Origin of the sequence: Halopseudomonas maritima, from assembly GCF_021545785.1 — a bacterium.
GTDB classification, from domain to species: Bacteria; Pseudomonadota; Gammaproteobacteria; order Pseudomonadales; family Pseudomonadaceae; genus Halopseudomonas; species Halopseudomonas maritima.
Window position 1 is genome coordinate 3,834,958 of record NZ_CP079801.1, and the last position, 13,077, is coordinate 3,848,034.

Genomic DNA, 13,077 nt, shown 5'->3' on the forward strand with positions numbered 1-13,077 from the left:
TTAGCCTCGCCCCGCTCCGACCAGCTCCCTGGTCACCACCGCACGCCGCTTCACCAGAGGCTTGCTGCGCTGGAACCAGGCCGCGAGGCCGGGTAGTAGGAAAATCGCACCGAACACATTGACCAGGAACATAAAGGCCAGTAACACGCCCATATCGGCCTGAAACTTCAGCGGTGCAAAAATCCAGGTACCCACACCAACCGACATGGTGACCGCGGTAAACAGCGCTGCGGTGCCTCTTTGGCACATTGCCTCGTAGAAGGCGTTTCGCAGATCCTTGCCGGCTTTGAGCTCATGCTGCATACGCTCGTACAGATAGATGCCGTAATCCACCCCCACCCCCACGCCCAGCGCCATTACCGGCAGGGTGGCAACTTTCAGCCCAATACCGAACAGGGCCATCACCGCGCTGCACAGGGTGGCAACAATCGCCAACGGAATCAGGATACACAGCACCGCTCGGCCGCTGCGGAAGGTCACCCAGCAAAACAGCGCGACAGCCAGCAACAGCGAGCCATGCATTTGTGCCTCGGCCTGCTGAACCGCTTCATTGGAAGCCGCCATGACACCAACGTTGCCACCCGCCAAATGGAAGCGCAGCTTGGGTTCGTCAATATTGGCAATGATGTGCTCCACCTGGTCGACAACATGGGCAATGGTGTCACCTTCATGATCATTGAGAAAAAGCAGCATCTGCATGGTCTGGCAGCCGTCAATCACCAGCCCGTTGGCTGCCGAATAGGCACGTGAGCCGGCCATCAAGCCACGGGATGAGCCGGGGATCGCAGCCCAGCGCGGGTTGCCCTCGTTGTTGCCGGCAATCGACACCTTGCCCATGCCCGCCACGCTTTGGGTCGAGTTAACTCCTTTGATGCTGCGCGCATGGAAATCCAGCTCTTCGACCGCACGCATCACGTCCGGATCCAGGCAGGCCTCCTCGATGTCGGTATCCATATAGATAGCCAACACATCCAGGCCAATCGAATAGCTTTGCGTGATCCGCAGGTTATCCAGGTTATAGCGTGCCGACTGCCGTAGTTCAGGCGCACCTACACCTACATCACCAACAATCAGATCGCGGCTCTTCCAGGCACCGCCAACCAGCAATACCAGGCTGATGGCAAAAACCACCACGGCCGGGCCGGGCGTTGCCAGCACAGACAAGCGCCACCACAAGCGGTGCTTTTCACCATTTTGGCGGTGGTGTGCCGCCCAGGCGCGACGGTCTAGCTTCAGATAGGACAAAACAATCGGCAGCAGCATTTTGTTGGAGAAAATCATCAGCAGGCCGCCGATACAGGCCGAGATGCCCAGTTCACGCACAATCGGAATATCGATCAGCATGATCACGCCAAAGCCCAGAGCGTTGGTCACCAGGGCCAGGGCGCCGGGAATGAATATCTTGCAGCAGGCGCTGTGCGCCGCGCTCATGGAATCCAGCCCGTTGAACAGCTCCTGTTTCCAGGCATTGGTCATCTGTACGGCATGGGATACGCCAATGGAAAAGATCAGGAACGGCACCAGAATCGACATGGGATCAATGCCCATGCCAATCAACGGCAGAATACCCAGCAGCCAAACCACCGGAATCAGCGCCACAACCAGCGCAACCACCGTCTGCACCAGCGAGCGTGAGTAGACCCACAACAGCAGTGCGGTAATTACAAAGGCAATGACAAAAAAACCGATCACCTCCATCAAGCCGGCAATCACATCTCCGACCAGCTTGGAAAAGCCGACGATGTTGACTTCGATATTCTTGCTCTCGTACTTCGCGCGGATTGCCTCCAGTTGGCGCGCGATTTCCTCGTAGGAAACCCGCTCGCCCGTGGCCGGGTTAAACTCCTGTAGCTCCGCATTGACGATGGCGGCGCTCAGGTCGTTGGCCACCAGGCGGCCGATTTCCCCTGAACGAGCCGCGTTATTGCGCACTTGCTCCAGGTCTTCGGGGCTGCCACTAAACTGCGGCGGGATCACCACATCACCAACAAAGCCTTCTTCGGAGATCTCGACGTAGCGCACATCCGGGGTAAACAGCGAGCGCACACTCGCCCGACGTACGCCGGGAATGAAGAACACCTCATCAGTGACCTGACGCAGTACCTCAAGAAACTCGGGGTTGTAGATATCCCCCTCACCCAGCCAGTTGACGCCGACCAAAATGGTATTGGCACCCGTAAAGGTCTCGCTGTACTGCAGATAATTTTCCATGTAGGGGTGGCTGGCCGGAATCTGCTTGTTGAACCCCGGGTCCAGGCGAATCTGCAGCGCGCTGTAGCCCAGGCCGAGCGTGACCAGCATAAATACGGCCAGGAAAGTTTTACGGTGATTCATCAGCAGGTCGGCGAAGCCCGCGACCCAGCGATCCAACAGTCGAACGTGGCTGGTCATAACAACCCCTTATTGGCCGAGATAGGCAAGATAATCGCGGTCGCGTTGCTGCAAACCGTACTGTCCGGCGACAAAAAACTCGCTATTGGGTAACACCACCGCCGAGGTCAAGGTGCCCAGGCCGCGCAAGAACCCAAGGTCCTGCAACTCGCCGTCGCGACCGAGTGCAACATAGGCGCCGCCGGTGCCGACAATCACGACTCCCTTGGCATCACTGGCGTGGCCGTACAGCGGCAACTGGTGCGGCAACTCGACTTGTGCCCAACTGCTGCCGTCATCACGGGAAACAAACACATGGCCGCGCATGCCGTAAGCCACCCAATTGCTGTCGCGCAGGTGTGCAACGCCAAACAGCGAGCCACGGTAGAAGGGCTCGATCAGCTCCCATTGCTGGCCGCCGTCTTCGCTGCGCATCACCAGCCCCATCTCGCCAACCAGCAGCTGCATGCGCTCGCCATCACCAGCCATGTCATTCAGATGTTCGCCGTGGATGTCCAGCTCGACCGGTGACCAGGTCTGGCCGCGATCATTGGATTTGAAGAAACGGCCAAAGCTGCCGTAGGCAAAAATCTGCTTACCGTCAGCGCTCCAGGTGCCCATCAGCGGTTCACCCACTTCCTTGTCGTGCATGATTGGGGTCCAGCTATCGCCCCCGTCTTCGCTGCGCAGCATCAGCTCGTCATGCCCCACTGCGAGCAGCAGCTCACCGCCCAGCCAGCTGACACCCGTCAGGGTGACGGGCAGTTGCTGATCGTTATGGGTTTCGCGCCAGGTGTCGCCGTCGTCGTCGCTAACAATGATGGTGCCGCGCTCGCCGACCGCGACCATGCGATCATTAAAGTGCACCAGATCGTTGAACTGAACCCGCGCAAGATCCATATCCAGCTCACCGGCAGCGCCGTCGTGACGAGGTGAGAAGGCATAGAACACCAGCGCGGCGACCACTAGGCAGAAGGAGTAACTGATCAATTTGCTCATCATGCGGTCCTGCGTGTCGGGCTCCGGCGGAGCCACTGTTGTTGTTATTGCGCGTTGCATTTGTCCCTCAGCGAGACACTTGCAGCAGCCTTGGTAGGGATATTCAGGCAGGCGCCCCAGACCAACATCGTCCAAACGGCTTACGTCATCGGTCGACTTGACCGCGCGCTCTGGGGCAAGGCTTGGACGCAGAAAAGCGCAGGCCCGCATGATGCGGGCCTGGGTAGAGTTGGTGCGGGCCCTGACGCCCAGCCGGACTCGCCGGCAGGGGTGGAGCGGCAGCGCGCAATCCTCCGCACGAAGGCGGCCACGCGCAGCAAGGGAGACAACCACCTTGGTGTGGCGGTAGAAAGCGCTACCCAACCGACGGATCAGTCCAGCTCGAAGAGCCCCGCAGCCCCCATGCCGCCGCCGATACACATGGATACCACCACATAACGAACACCACGGCGGCGTCCTTCCAGCAGCGCGTGGCCAACCATGCGCGCGCCGCTCATGCCAAACGGGTGGCCAATGGAAATAGCACCACCATTGACGTTGAGTCGCTCATTCGGGATGCCAAGCGCATCGCGGCAGTACAACACCTGACTGGCGAAGGCCTCATTGATCTCCCACAGGCCAATGTCCTCGACCTTGAGATCGAAGCGTTTGAGCAACTGGGGGATAGCGTAGACCGGGCCGATCCCCATCTCGTCCGGCTTACAGCCGGCCACCGCGATACCGCGATAGGTGCCAAGCGGCTTGAGGCCGCGCTTGTCGGCTTCGGCACGGCTCATAAGCAGACAGGCCGCCGCGCCGTCAGAGAACTGCGAGGCATTACCCGCGGTGATATGTTCACCTTGGGCAACCCACTGACCGTCTTTCCAAACCGGCGGCAGTGACTCAAGCCCTTCCAGCGTGGTGCTCGGGCGATTGCACTCGTCGCGATCGGCAGTAACCTGCTCGTGACCTGCCGGTTTGCCTTCCTTGTCGAACAGCTGCTTACTGGCTGTCAGCGGCACGATTTCATCGGCGAACAAACCGGCCTGCTGGGCGGCAGCGGTGCGTTGCTGGCTTTGCAGGGCATAGGCATCCTGCTCGGCGCGACTGATGCCGTAACGTGCCGCAACAATTTCAGCGGTTTCGATCATCGGAATGTAAGCAGTCGGCATGACCTCCAGCACGGCTTCGGAGCGCGCGCGGTGAGCGTTCTTGTGCTTGGTCTGGGTCAGCGACAGCGATTCAACCCCGCCGCCGATGGCAATATCCAGCTCACCGGTCATGATCGCCTTGGCCGCCTCACCCACCGCCATCAGACCGGACGCGCACATGCGATCCAGCGCCATACCGGGCACGGCATCGCCAAGGCCGCCGGTGTAGGCGCACAGGCGGCCGATGTTGTAGCCCTGGGTGCCCTGTTGCACAGCAGCGCCCATGATCACATCACCTACCTCCTCCGGCTTGATACCGGCGCGCTCAACCACCGCACGGACCACGTGGCCGCCGAGCACCGGCGCTTCAGTGTCATTGAAGGAGCCTCGGAAGGACTTGGTCAGCGCGGTACGCGCAACGGAAACAATAACGGCATCTTGCATGTTGTCAGCTCCTCAGACAGCGGGATTGAAGGTGTAGCGGCTGATGGTGTCGACGACGCAGCCGGGGCGGTCACTGCCCTCGACCTCAACAGTCACCCGCACCACGACCTGCACGGCACCGTTGGCCAGGGTTTCCACTCCGGTGATTTCACCGGCGCCGCGGATACGTGCACCAACGCGCACCGGCGCCGGGAATCGCACGCGGTCGCAGCCATAGTTGACGCCCATTTGCAGGTTCTCGACCCGCATCAGCTGGGGCAGGAAATAGTTCACCAGTGACAGAGTCAGGTAGCCGTGGGCGATGGTGCCACCGAACGGGCCCTTGGCGGCCTTCTCGGGATCAACGTGAATCCACTGGTGGTCACCGGTTGCATCGGCAAACTGGTCGACCCGGGGCTGCTCGATACGCAGCCAGTCGGTGGCGCCCAGCGATTGGCCGACGGCGGCTTGCAGCGTCGCCGCCGAGGAAAATACGGTAGTCATTGCTGTACTCCTGAAAGCGCGCTCAGGCGCGCTGGGAACTGACGGGCAGAATTTCGCCGGTCATGTAGCTGGAATAATCGCTGGCCAGGAACATCATCACGTTGGCGACCTCCCAGCACTCGGCTCCTCGGCCATAGGCCTCGCGGGCCTCAAGCTCGCGCAGCAGCTCTTCCGGTGCGGATTTGCGCAGCATCGGGTGCACCGCCAGCGAGGGCGCCACGGCGTTGATGCGCACGCCCAGCTCTACCGCTTCCAGTGCCGAGCAGCGGGTCAATGCCATTACGCCCGCCTTGGCAGCGGCGTAGTGCGCCTGTTCCTTCTGCGCCCGCCAACCCAGTACCGAGGCGTTGTTGACAATCACCGCGCCCTGCCCTCGCGCCTTCACGCATTGCAGAAAGTAGCGGGTCATACGCATGGTGCCGTTCAGGGTCACGTCAATAACCTTGTCCCACTCGGCGTCTTCCATGTCGATCAACAGCTTGCTGGTACCCAGACCGGCGTTGTTGATGAGCACGTCGGTGCCGCCGAGCTTGTCTTCGGCGAAGTCGATCAGAGCGCGCACCTGGTCTTCGTCGGTCACGTTGCAGACCAGACCCCATACAGAATCGAGTCCGGTTTCCGCCTTCAGCTTGTCAACCGATGCGGCCAGCCGACCTTCGTGTACATCACTGATAACGATGGCGCGGCAACCCTCTTCCACAGCGCGGGTAGCGGCAGCGAAGCCGATGCCGGCGCCGGCAGCGGCGGTGATAAGGACCGACTTGCCTTCAAGCAGGCCGTGCCCGGAAACGTACTGCGGATGGGTAATCATGTTGCTCATTACAAGTTTCCTTTGGCTTCTTTAGGCATGCCCAACCCGCGTTCAGCAATGATGTTGCGCTGAATCTGGTTGGTGCCGCCGTACAAGGTGTCAGAACGGGTGAACAGGAACAGCGACTGCAATCGCGTCAGGTTGTAAGGCGCAGACTCAGCCATGTCGGCCTCTGGCCCCAACACATCCATGGCCAGTGCGCCCAGGTTGCGGTGCCAGCTGGCCCAGTGCAGCTTGTAGACCAGCGCTGCCGGTCCGGCCTCGTTGTTGCTGTCCTGCGAGAGCATGCGCATGGCGTTGTAACGCATCAGGCGCAAGCCGATATGGGCCTCGGCAATGCGCTGGCGCAACGCCGGATTACGCGCAGCACCGTTATCCCGAGCGATACGTACAATCTGGTCCAGCTCGTTCTGGAACTGCATCTGTTGGCCGAGCGTCGACACGCCACGTTCAAAGCCGAGCAGCCCCATTGCAACCTTCCAGCCATCTCCCGGCGCGCCGACGATATCCGCCGCCAGGGCATCATCGAAGAACACCTCGTTGAATTCCGAGGTGCCGGTCAGTTGCTCAATCGGCCGCACGGTCACGCCCGGCTGATGCATCGAGACCAGAAAGAACCCCAGCCCCTTGTGCCCGCGCGACTCCGGGTCCGTCCGAGCGACGACAAAGCACCAGTCGGACTCATGAGCGAGCGATGTCCATACTTTCTGGCCATTGAGCATCCAGCGACCATCGGCGCCTTGCGCTGCACGGGTACGAACGTTGGCCAGATCCGAGCCGGCACCAGGCTCGGAATAGCCCTGACACCAAAGCTCGGTGCCAGCCAGAATGCCCGGCAGGTACTTCTGTTGCTGCTCAGGGCTGGCAAAGGCGATCAGCGTTGGCCCGGCCAGACCCTCGCCAATATGGCCGACCCGCCCCGGTGCACCGGCGCGGGCATACTCTTCGTGGAAGATCACCTGCTGCTCAATGCTGCAGCCGCGACCACCATGCTCTCTGGGCCAGCCAACGCAGGTCCAGCCGCCTTCGGCCAGCTTCTGCTCCCAGCGTTTGCGCTCGGCTGGGAACATATGCTCATCACCAGGACCGCCGCGAAACCGCAATACTTCGAATTCGCCGCACAGATTGTCTTTCAGCCAGCCCGCAATCTCGGCGCGAAAGGCCTCATCGGCAGCGGTAAACGTGAGTTTCATGCTCAGCTCCTCAATCCAGCAGCAGGCTGGCAATCAGCTCACGCTGCGCCGTACCGGCACCCAGGTACAACTCGCTGGCCTTGGCCCGCTTGAAGTACAGGTGCACGTCGTATTCCCAGGTAAAACCGACACCACCGTGCAGCTGGATTGCGCTGCCTGCGTTGTGGAACAGGGTGTCGGAGCAATAGGCCTTGGCCATAGCCGCCGCTTCGGCCAGCTCGTCTGCCAGTCGCGCGTCTCCCTCGGGGTTTACACGCTCCTCGGCGATACAGGCGGCGTAGTACACGGCCGAGCGGGACACCTCACACTTGAGCAGCATGTCGGCCGCCTTGTGCTTGAGCGCCTGATAGCTGGCAATCTGGCGGCCGAACTGCACGCGCTCGTGCATATAGGCAACGCTCATATCGAGCACCTTCTGAGCAGCCCCCATCTGCTCGGCAGCCAGCGCCACCTTGACCAGCGCAAGGATGTCGTCGAGCATTCGACCGGCCGCCTCACCGCCAGACATGCGCGCGCATGCCGGTACCAGCACATCGGTGAACTGCAGACGAGCCTGACGGCGGGTCTGATCCAGCGTTGGTTGCCACTCGCGACTGACACCCGCCGTGTCGGCCGGCAGGGCGAACAGGGCAACACCATCTCGCCCCGCAGTCCCTGGCGCTCGTGCAGCCACAATCAGCAAATCTGCACTGTGGCCATCGATCACATAGCGCAACTCGCCGCTGAGGCGATAGCCGTTTTCGCAGGCTTGCCATCGCAGACCGATGGCCTCGCAGCCCCACTGACCGCCAAAACGGGCCGCCTCGGCACCGGTCCAGCCCAGGGTCGCCGTCAGCGCGCCATCAACGATAGCGGGCAGATAGCGCTCTTTCTGTTCTTCGGTGCCAGCCAACAGCAAGGCATTGACGCCCAGCCCGACGGTGGCGAAGAACGGCGAGCACAGCAGCACCTTGCCCATCTGCTCCAATACCGCAGCCAGTTCGACCTGGCCGAGGCCCATGCCGCCATAGACTTCCGGCACTGTGATGGACTGGAAGCACAGCTCCTGGCAAATGCGCTGCCACAAGTCCGGGTCATAGCCGAGTTCGGTTGCCATGGCTTTGCGCACGGCAGACGAATCCGACACGTCCTGCAGGAATGCCGCGGCGGTGTCGCGGATCATTCGCTGCTCGTCAGTAAAACGAAACTCCATGGTCAGGCCTCGATTTAGCTGCCGTAGACTTTCTGGGCCGGCACTTCGTTGGCCAGCAGTTGCTGCATGGCTTGCCCCACTTCGGTCGGAGCCCAGCGCGCTCCCTTATCGACACCCTCGGTGGTACGCCAGCCATCGGCGATGGAAATCTTGCCGCCTTCGGCCTCGAAGATGCGTCCGGTCACCGCGGCCGAGTCGGCGCTGGCCAGCCAGGCCAGCACGGAGCTGACGTTCTCCGGTGCCCAGTAGTCGAAGCTGCCATCGTCGGGCTTGGCCATGCGCTGGGCCATCGACTCAACGGCGGTGGTCATGCCGGTGCGGGCCGCGGGGGCAATCGCGTTGGCAGTGATGCCGTAGCGACGCAACTCGGCCGCCTGGTTCAGCGTCAGCGCAGCAATGCCGGCCTTGGCGGCGGCATAGTTGGACTGCCCTATGGAGCCTTGCAGGCCGGCACCGGAAGTGGTGTTGATGATGCGGGCATCAACGCGGTGACCGGCCTTGGTCTGATCGCGCCAGTAGTGCACCGCGTGGGAGCTGATGCAAAAGTGGCCCTTGAGATGCACCGCCATGATGGCGTCCCACTCGGCCTCGGTCATGGAGGCGAACATGCGGTCACGGTTGATACCGGCGTTGTTGAGCACAACGTGCAGGTCACCCCAGGTCTCAATCGCCTGACGCACCGCATTTTCGCTGTCGGCGTAATTGGTAATGTCGGACGTGTTGACGGCAGCTCTGCCACCAGCGGAAACGATTTGGTCGACCACTGCGGCCGCAGCATCACCGTTAATATCGTTGACCAGAACGCAGGCGCCCTCGGCGGCGAACACCCGCGCATGGGCGGCGCCCAGCCCGCCACCGGCTCCGGTGATGATGACCACTCGATCGTTCAGAATTCCCATGCCGCAACTCCTCGTACAGTGCTATTTAGCTTGCAGAGATTGTTGCGTGGCGGGCGGCGGCGGTTCATCGTCCGTAGAGACTATCGGAGCGCGGGCGGCCTGAAAACGCAAACGGCCAGCCAGCGCAGAGGCGCTGACTGGCCGTCCAGCAACGCGGCCTCAGAGCCGCTCGATAATGGTGACGTTGGCCTGGCCACCGCCCTCGCACATGGTCTGCAGGCCGTAACGACCGCCGCTGCGCTCCAGCTCGTGCAGCAAAGTGGTGCTAAGACGTGCGCCAGTGGCACCCAACGGATGCCCCAGTGCAATCGCGCCGCCATTGACGTTGGTGCGCGCGGGGTCATAGTCCAGCTCCTGCTGCCACGCCATAACCACCGACGCAAACGCCTCATTGATCTCCACCCGGTCGATGTCGTTCATCTGCATGCCGGCCTTTTTCAGTGCATAACGAGTGGCCTCGATGGGCGCCGTCAGGTGCCAGATCGGACAGTCGCCACGTACACTCAGATGGTGGATCCGCGCCCGCGGCGTCAGCTGGTAGCGCTTGAGCGCCGCCTCTGACACTACCAGTAGCGCCGCTGACGCATCGGCGGTCTGGCTGGAAACGGCGGCGGTGATGCCCGGAAACTGCGGGTCGACCGGCTCCAGACTGGCCATCTTCTCCAGCGTGGTCTGGCGTGGGGTTTCGTCCACCGTCAGGCCGGCTAGCGGCACAATCTCGCGAGCAAAATGACCGGCGGCAATGGCCTGCAGTGCGCGTTCATGACTTTGCAGCGCAAACTGCTCCATCGCATCGCGGCTTAACTGCCAGTGATCGGCAATGCGCTGTGCGGCATAGAACTGGTTGACCGGTTGATCGGCAAAGCGCGCGCGCCAGCCTTCGCTACCAGAAAACGGATCGGGAAAACCAAGCGGCTGGCCAGCCAGCATCGCTGATGAGATCGGGATTTGTGTCATGGTCTGCACACCGCCCACGGCGATCACGTCCTGGGTGCCGCTCATCACCGCCTGGGCAGCGAAGTGCAGCGCCTGCTGCGACGAGCCGCACTGGCGATCTACCGTGGTGCCCGGCACATTCAGCGGCAGGCCGGCGGCCAGCCAGCTGGTGCGGGCGATGTCACCGGCCTGTGAACCGATGGTATCGACACAGCCAAAGATGACGTCATCGTACTCATCGGCCGGAACGCTGTTGCGCTCCACCAGCGCCTTCAGTGCATGGGCGCCCAGGTCGATGGCGTGAATGGCAGACAGACTGCCCTTGCGCTTGCCGGTGGGGCTACGCAGGGCGTCAACGATATAAGCTTCAGGCATGGGTAGCTCCAAAGGAATGATGCGGACCAATCGGTGCGTCAGCGGCCAGCACGGCTTCAGCAACGCGGGAGGTGTGGAAGGCGCGATCGCCCCAGGAGGAATCCAGCGCCCAGGCGCGCTTCATAAACATCTGCAGGTCGACTTCCCAGGTGTAGCCCATGGCGCCATGTACCTGGATGCCATGACGGGCGGCAACCCAGGCCGCCTCGCAGCAGGCCAGTTTGGCGTGGGATACGTTCAGCGCGGCGGTCGGCTCGTTATTGGCCAGCGCGTGGGCTGCACGGTACAGCACCGGCTTGGCGAACTCGATTTTGCCGGCGACATCCGCCAGCTTGTGCTTGACCGCCTGGAAGCTGCCGATGGCCTTGCCGAACTGCTTACGCTGCACCGCGTAGTCAACCGACAGATCAAGCATACGCTGGGCCAACCCCAGACTTTGCCCGGCTACTGCCAGGGCGCCGCGGTTAAGGGTCTGATCCCAGATCGCACTGCCCTGCTCGGCACCCACCAGGCGGGTGGCGTCGCTGGGCTGGAAACTGACGCGACTGAGGCGGCGGGAACTGTCGATGCTCGGGTTGCGTTCGAAGCTGACGTGCTCGCGCTTGAGAGCATGAATCTCGTCCTGATGCGCCTGCAGTACCACGTCGGCCAGATGCACATCGGCCACCAGCGGGTTGACCGGGTGACCCACCGCAATGCGCACGTCACCGTCGACAATCCGGGCCAGCAACTCATCACGCAGGTCGGTGCTCTCTGGCAGAGCGGTCAACAGACCGGTGGCCACGTAGGCGGTATCGGCCATGGAGTCTGCAATGGCGTAGTAACCCAGCTCCTGGGTCAGCAGCGACCAGGCGACGTCATCCATGCCCAGCCCGCCCTGCGCCTCAGGGACCGACAGTGCGGTGAGCCCCTGCTCGGCCATTTTGCGGCGCATTTCGGGCGAGCGTCCGTCTTCGGTTTCCCATATCTCGCGCAGGGTTTCCGGCGGCGCTTCGGTCATCAGAAACCGGCTGATGGCCTCGCGGAAGGCGAGCTGATCTTCGGTAAAGGTAAAGTCCATGATCTTCCCCTCAGGCCTTCGGCAGACCGAGCATGCGCTCGGCGATGATGTTGCGCTGAATCTCGTTGGTGCCGGCGTAAATCGGGCCAGCCTGGGCAAACAAAAAGCCCTCAAGCCAGCTGCCGCCGTCGACCGCTTCCGGTGCGCTGCCGCGCAGCTCGCCCCGGGCACCGAGAATTCGCATTGCAGTTTCGTGCATCTTCAGATCCAGTTCGGACCAGACGATCTTGTTGACGCTAGCCTCTGCACCCACCTTGCCCCCTTTCTGCACCAGCCCCACGGTGTGATAGGAGGAATAGGCATAGGCTTGCGCGCCCATCCAGCTTTCAACCACGGCGTCACGCAAACCCGGATCACGGGCAGCCACCTCAGGGTTGGCCTTGAACAGCTCGATAAGCCGTTTGGCAGTATGCTGGAAGCGTGCCGGAGAGCGCAGCAGCAAGCCTCGTTCAAACCCGGCAGTGGCCATGGCCACATTCCAGCCCTGGCCTTCAGCGCCGATGCGGTTTTCAACCGGCACCCGCACCTCGTCAAAGAAGATTTCGGCAAAGGCTTCCTTGCCGTTCAACGCCTTGATCGGGCGAATGGTGACTCCCGGGCTGTTGAGCGGAACCATCAGATAGGTCAAACCGTGATGGCGCTGGCTGTTCGGCTCGCTGCGGAACAGGCCGAAAGTCCAGTCGGCAAAGCTCGCTCGGGTAGACCAGGTTTTCTGACCACTGACCACATAATGATCGCCGTCGCGCACCGCCTTGCTGCGGATCGCAGCCATGTCGGAACCGGCATTGGGCTCGGACCAGCCCTGCGCCCACATATCCTCACTGGAGGCAATACGCGGCAAAAAATGCTGCTTCTGAGCCTCGGTGCCGAACTCCATCAGGGTCGGACCCAGCAGCAGTTGGCCGTTCTGATTGACGCGCATTGGCGCATTGACCGCGTAGTACTCTTCCTCGAAGATCAGCCACTCGATCAGATCGCAGCCGCGGCCACCCAAGTGCTCCGGCCACATGACCATGGACCAGCGGCTGTCATACAGCTTGCGCTCCCAGGCCCGGTGTTCTTCAAAGCCTTCACGGGTGTCGTAGCTGGCCAGTGGCTTGCTCGGCACATTCGCTTCCAGCCAGGCGCGGGCCTCGGCCCGGAAGGCAGTTTGCTTGTCGGTATATGTCAGTTGCATGCTGGCTG

The 13,077-nt window shown here is 61.9% G+C and carries 11 protein-coding genes; all 11 read right to left on the minus strand.

Annotation, left to right across the window (positions count from 1 at the left end):
* The 11 genes from HV822_RS17700 to HV822_RS17750 all read right to left on the minus strand — a co-directional run bounded on the left by HV822_RS17700 (position 1) and on the right by HV822_RS17750 (position 13,069).
* The gene (locus tag HV822_RS17700) at positions 1 to 2,391 is read right to left on the minus strand and encodes an efflux RND transporter permease subunit (protein ID WP_238871575.1); all 2,391 of its coding nucleotides are present in this window, start codon (positions 2,389 to 2,391) and stop codon (positions 1 to 3) included.
* 9 nt (positions 2,392 to 2,400) lie between these two features.
* Positions 2,401 to 3,369, minus strand: coding sequence for a WD40/YVTN/BNR-like repeat-containing protein (locus HV822_RS17705; protein WP_238871576.1), 969 nt, complete (start codon positions 3,367 to 3,369; stop codon positions 2,401 to 2,403).
* Positions 3,370 to 3,740: 371 nt separating this feature from the next.
* Positions 3,741 to 4,943: an acetyl-CoA C-acyltransferase gene (locus tag HV822_RS17710; RefSeq protein WP_238871577.1), complete on the minus strand. Its 1,203-nt coding sequence runs from the start codon at positions 4,941 to 4,943 to the stop codon at positions 3,741 to 3,743.
* 12 nt (positions 4,944 to 4,955) lie between these two features.
* Positions 4,956 to 5,426 carry a MaoC family dehydratase gene (locus tag HV822_RS17715; RefSeq protein WP_238871578.1) on the minus strand — a complete coding sequence of 157 codons (471 nt, stop codon included), beginning with the start codon at positions 5,424 to 5,426 and terminating at the stop codon, positions 4,956 to 4,958.
* Positions 5,427 to 5,448: 22 nt separating this feature from the next.
* Positions 5,449 to 6,237 (minus strand): SDR family oxidoreductase, encoded by a 789-nt coding sequence (locus tag HV822_RS17720; RefSeq protein ID WP_238873649.1) that lies wholly within the window; start codon positions 6,235 to 6,237, stop codon positions 5,449 to 5,451.
* A gap of 8 nt (positions 6,238 to 6,245) precedes the next feature.
* Positions 6,246 to 7,430: an acyl-CoA dehydrogenase family protein gene (locus HV822_RS17725; RefSeq protein ID WP_238871579.1), complete on the minus strand. Its 1,185-nt coding sequence runs from the start codon at positions 7,428 to 7,430 to the stop codon at positions 6,246 to 6,248.
* Between the two features lie 10 nt (positions 7,431 to 7,440).
* Positions 7,441 to 8,622: an acyl-CoA dehydrogenase family protein gene (locus tag HV822_RS17730; protein WP_238871580.1), complete on the minus strand. Its 1,182-nt coding sequence runs from the start codon at positions 8,620 to 8,622 to the stop codon at positions 7,441 to 7,443.
* 14 nt (positions 8,623 to 8,636) lie between these two features.
* On the minus strand, positions 8,637 to 9,521 hold the full coding sequence (locus HV822_RS17735; RefSeq protein WP_238871581.1) for an SDR family oxidoreductase: 885 nt from the start codon (positions 9,519 to 9,521) through the stop codon (positions 8,637 to 8,639).
* Positions 9,522 to 9,680: 159 nt separating this feature from the next.
* Positions 9,681 to 10,832 carry an acetyl-CoA C-acetyltransferase gene (locus HV822_RS17740; RefSeq protein ID WP_238871582.1) on the minus strand — a complete coding sequence of 384 codons (1,152 nt, stop codon included), beginning with the start codon at positions 10,830 to 10,832 and terminating at the stop codon, positions 9,681 to 9,683.
* Positions 10,825 to 11,892 carry an acyl-CoA dehydrogenase family protein gene (locus tag HV822_RS17745; RefSeq protein WP_238871583.1) on the minus strand — a complete coding sequence of 356 codons (1,068 nt, stop codon included), beginning with the start codon at positions 11,890 to 11,892 and terminating at the stop codon, positions 10,825 to 10,827. The genes HV822_RS17740 and HV822_RS17745 overlap by 8 nt, the downstream gene beginning before the upstream one ends.
* 10 nt (positions 11,893 to 11,902) lie before the next feature.
* On the minus strand, positions 11,903 to 13,069 hold the full coding sequence (locus HV822_RS17750; RefSeq protein ID WP_238871584.1) for an acyl-CoA dehydrogenase family protein: 1,167 nt from the start codon (positions 13,067 to 13,069) through the stop codon (positions 11,903 to 11,905).
* Positions 13,070 to 13,077: the final 8 nt, after the last annotated feature.

Coding starts and splice junctions, on each gene's coding strand:
- HV822_RS17730 (WP_238871580.1), bottom strand. CDS start 8,622: ATGGAGTTTCGTTTTACTGACGAGCAGCGAATGATCCGCGACACCGCC.
- HV822_RS17705 (WP_238871576.1), bottom strand. CDS start 3,369: ATGAGCAAATTGATCAGTTACTCCTTCTGCCTAGTGGTCGCCGCGCTG.
- HV822_RS17700 (WP_238871575.1), bottom strand. CDS start 2,391: ATGACCAGCCACGTTCGACTGTTGGATCGCTGGGTCGCGGGCTTCGCC.
- HV822_RS17725 (WP_238871579.1), bottom strand. CDS start 7,430: ATGAAACTCACGTTTACCGCTGCCGATGAGGCCTTTCGCGCCGAGATT.
- HV822_RS17720 (WP_238873649.1), bottom strand. CDS start 6,237: ATGATTACCCATCCGCAGTACGTTTCCGGGCACGGCCTGCTTGAAGGC.
- HV822_RS17740 (WP_238871582.1), bottom strand. CDS start 10,832: ATGCCTGAAGCTTATATCGTTGACGCCCTGCGTAGCCCCACCGGCAAG.
- HV822_RS17735 (WP_238871581.1), bottom strand. CDS start 9,521: ATGGGAATTCTGAACGATCGAGTGGTCATCATCACCGGAGCCGGTGGC.
- HV822_RS17710 (WP_238871577.1), bottom strand. CDS start 4,943: ATGCAAGATGCCGTTATTGTTTCCGTTGCGCGTACCGCGCTGACCAAG.
- HV822_RS17715 (WP_238871578.1), bottom strand. CDS start 5,426: ATGACTACCGTATTTTCCTCGGCGGCGACGCTGCAAGCCGCCGTCGGC.
- HV822_RS17750 (WP_238871584.1), bottom strand. CDS start 13,069: ATGCAACTGACATATACCGACAAGCAAACTGCCTTCCGGGCCGAGGCC.
- HV822_RS17745 (WP_238871583.1), bottom strand. CDS start 11,892: ATGGACTTTACCTTTACCGAAGATCAGCTCGCCTTCCGCGAGGCCATC.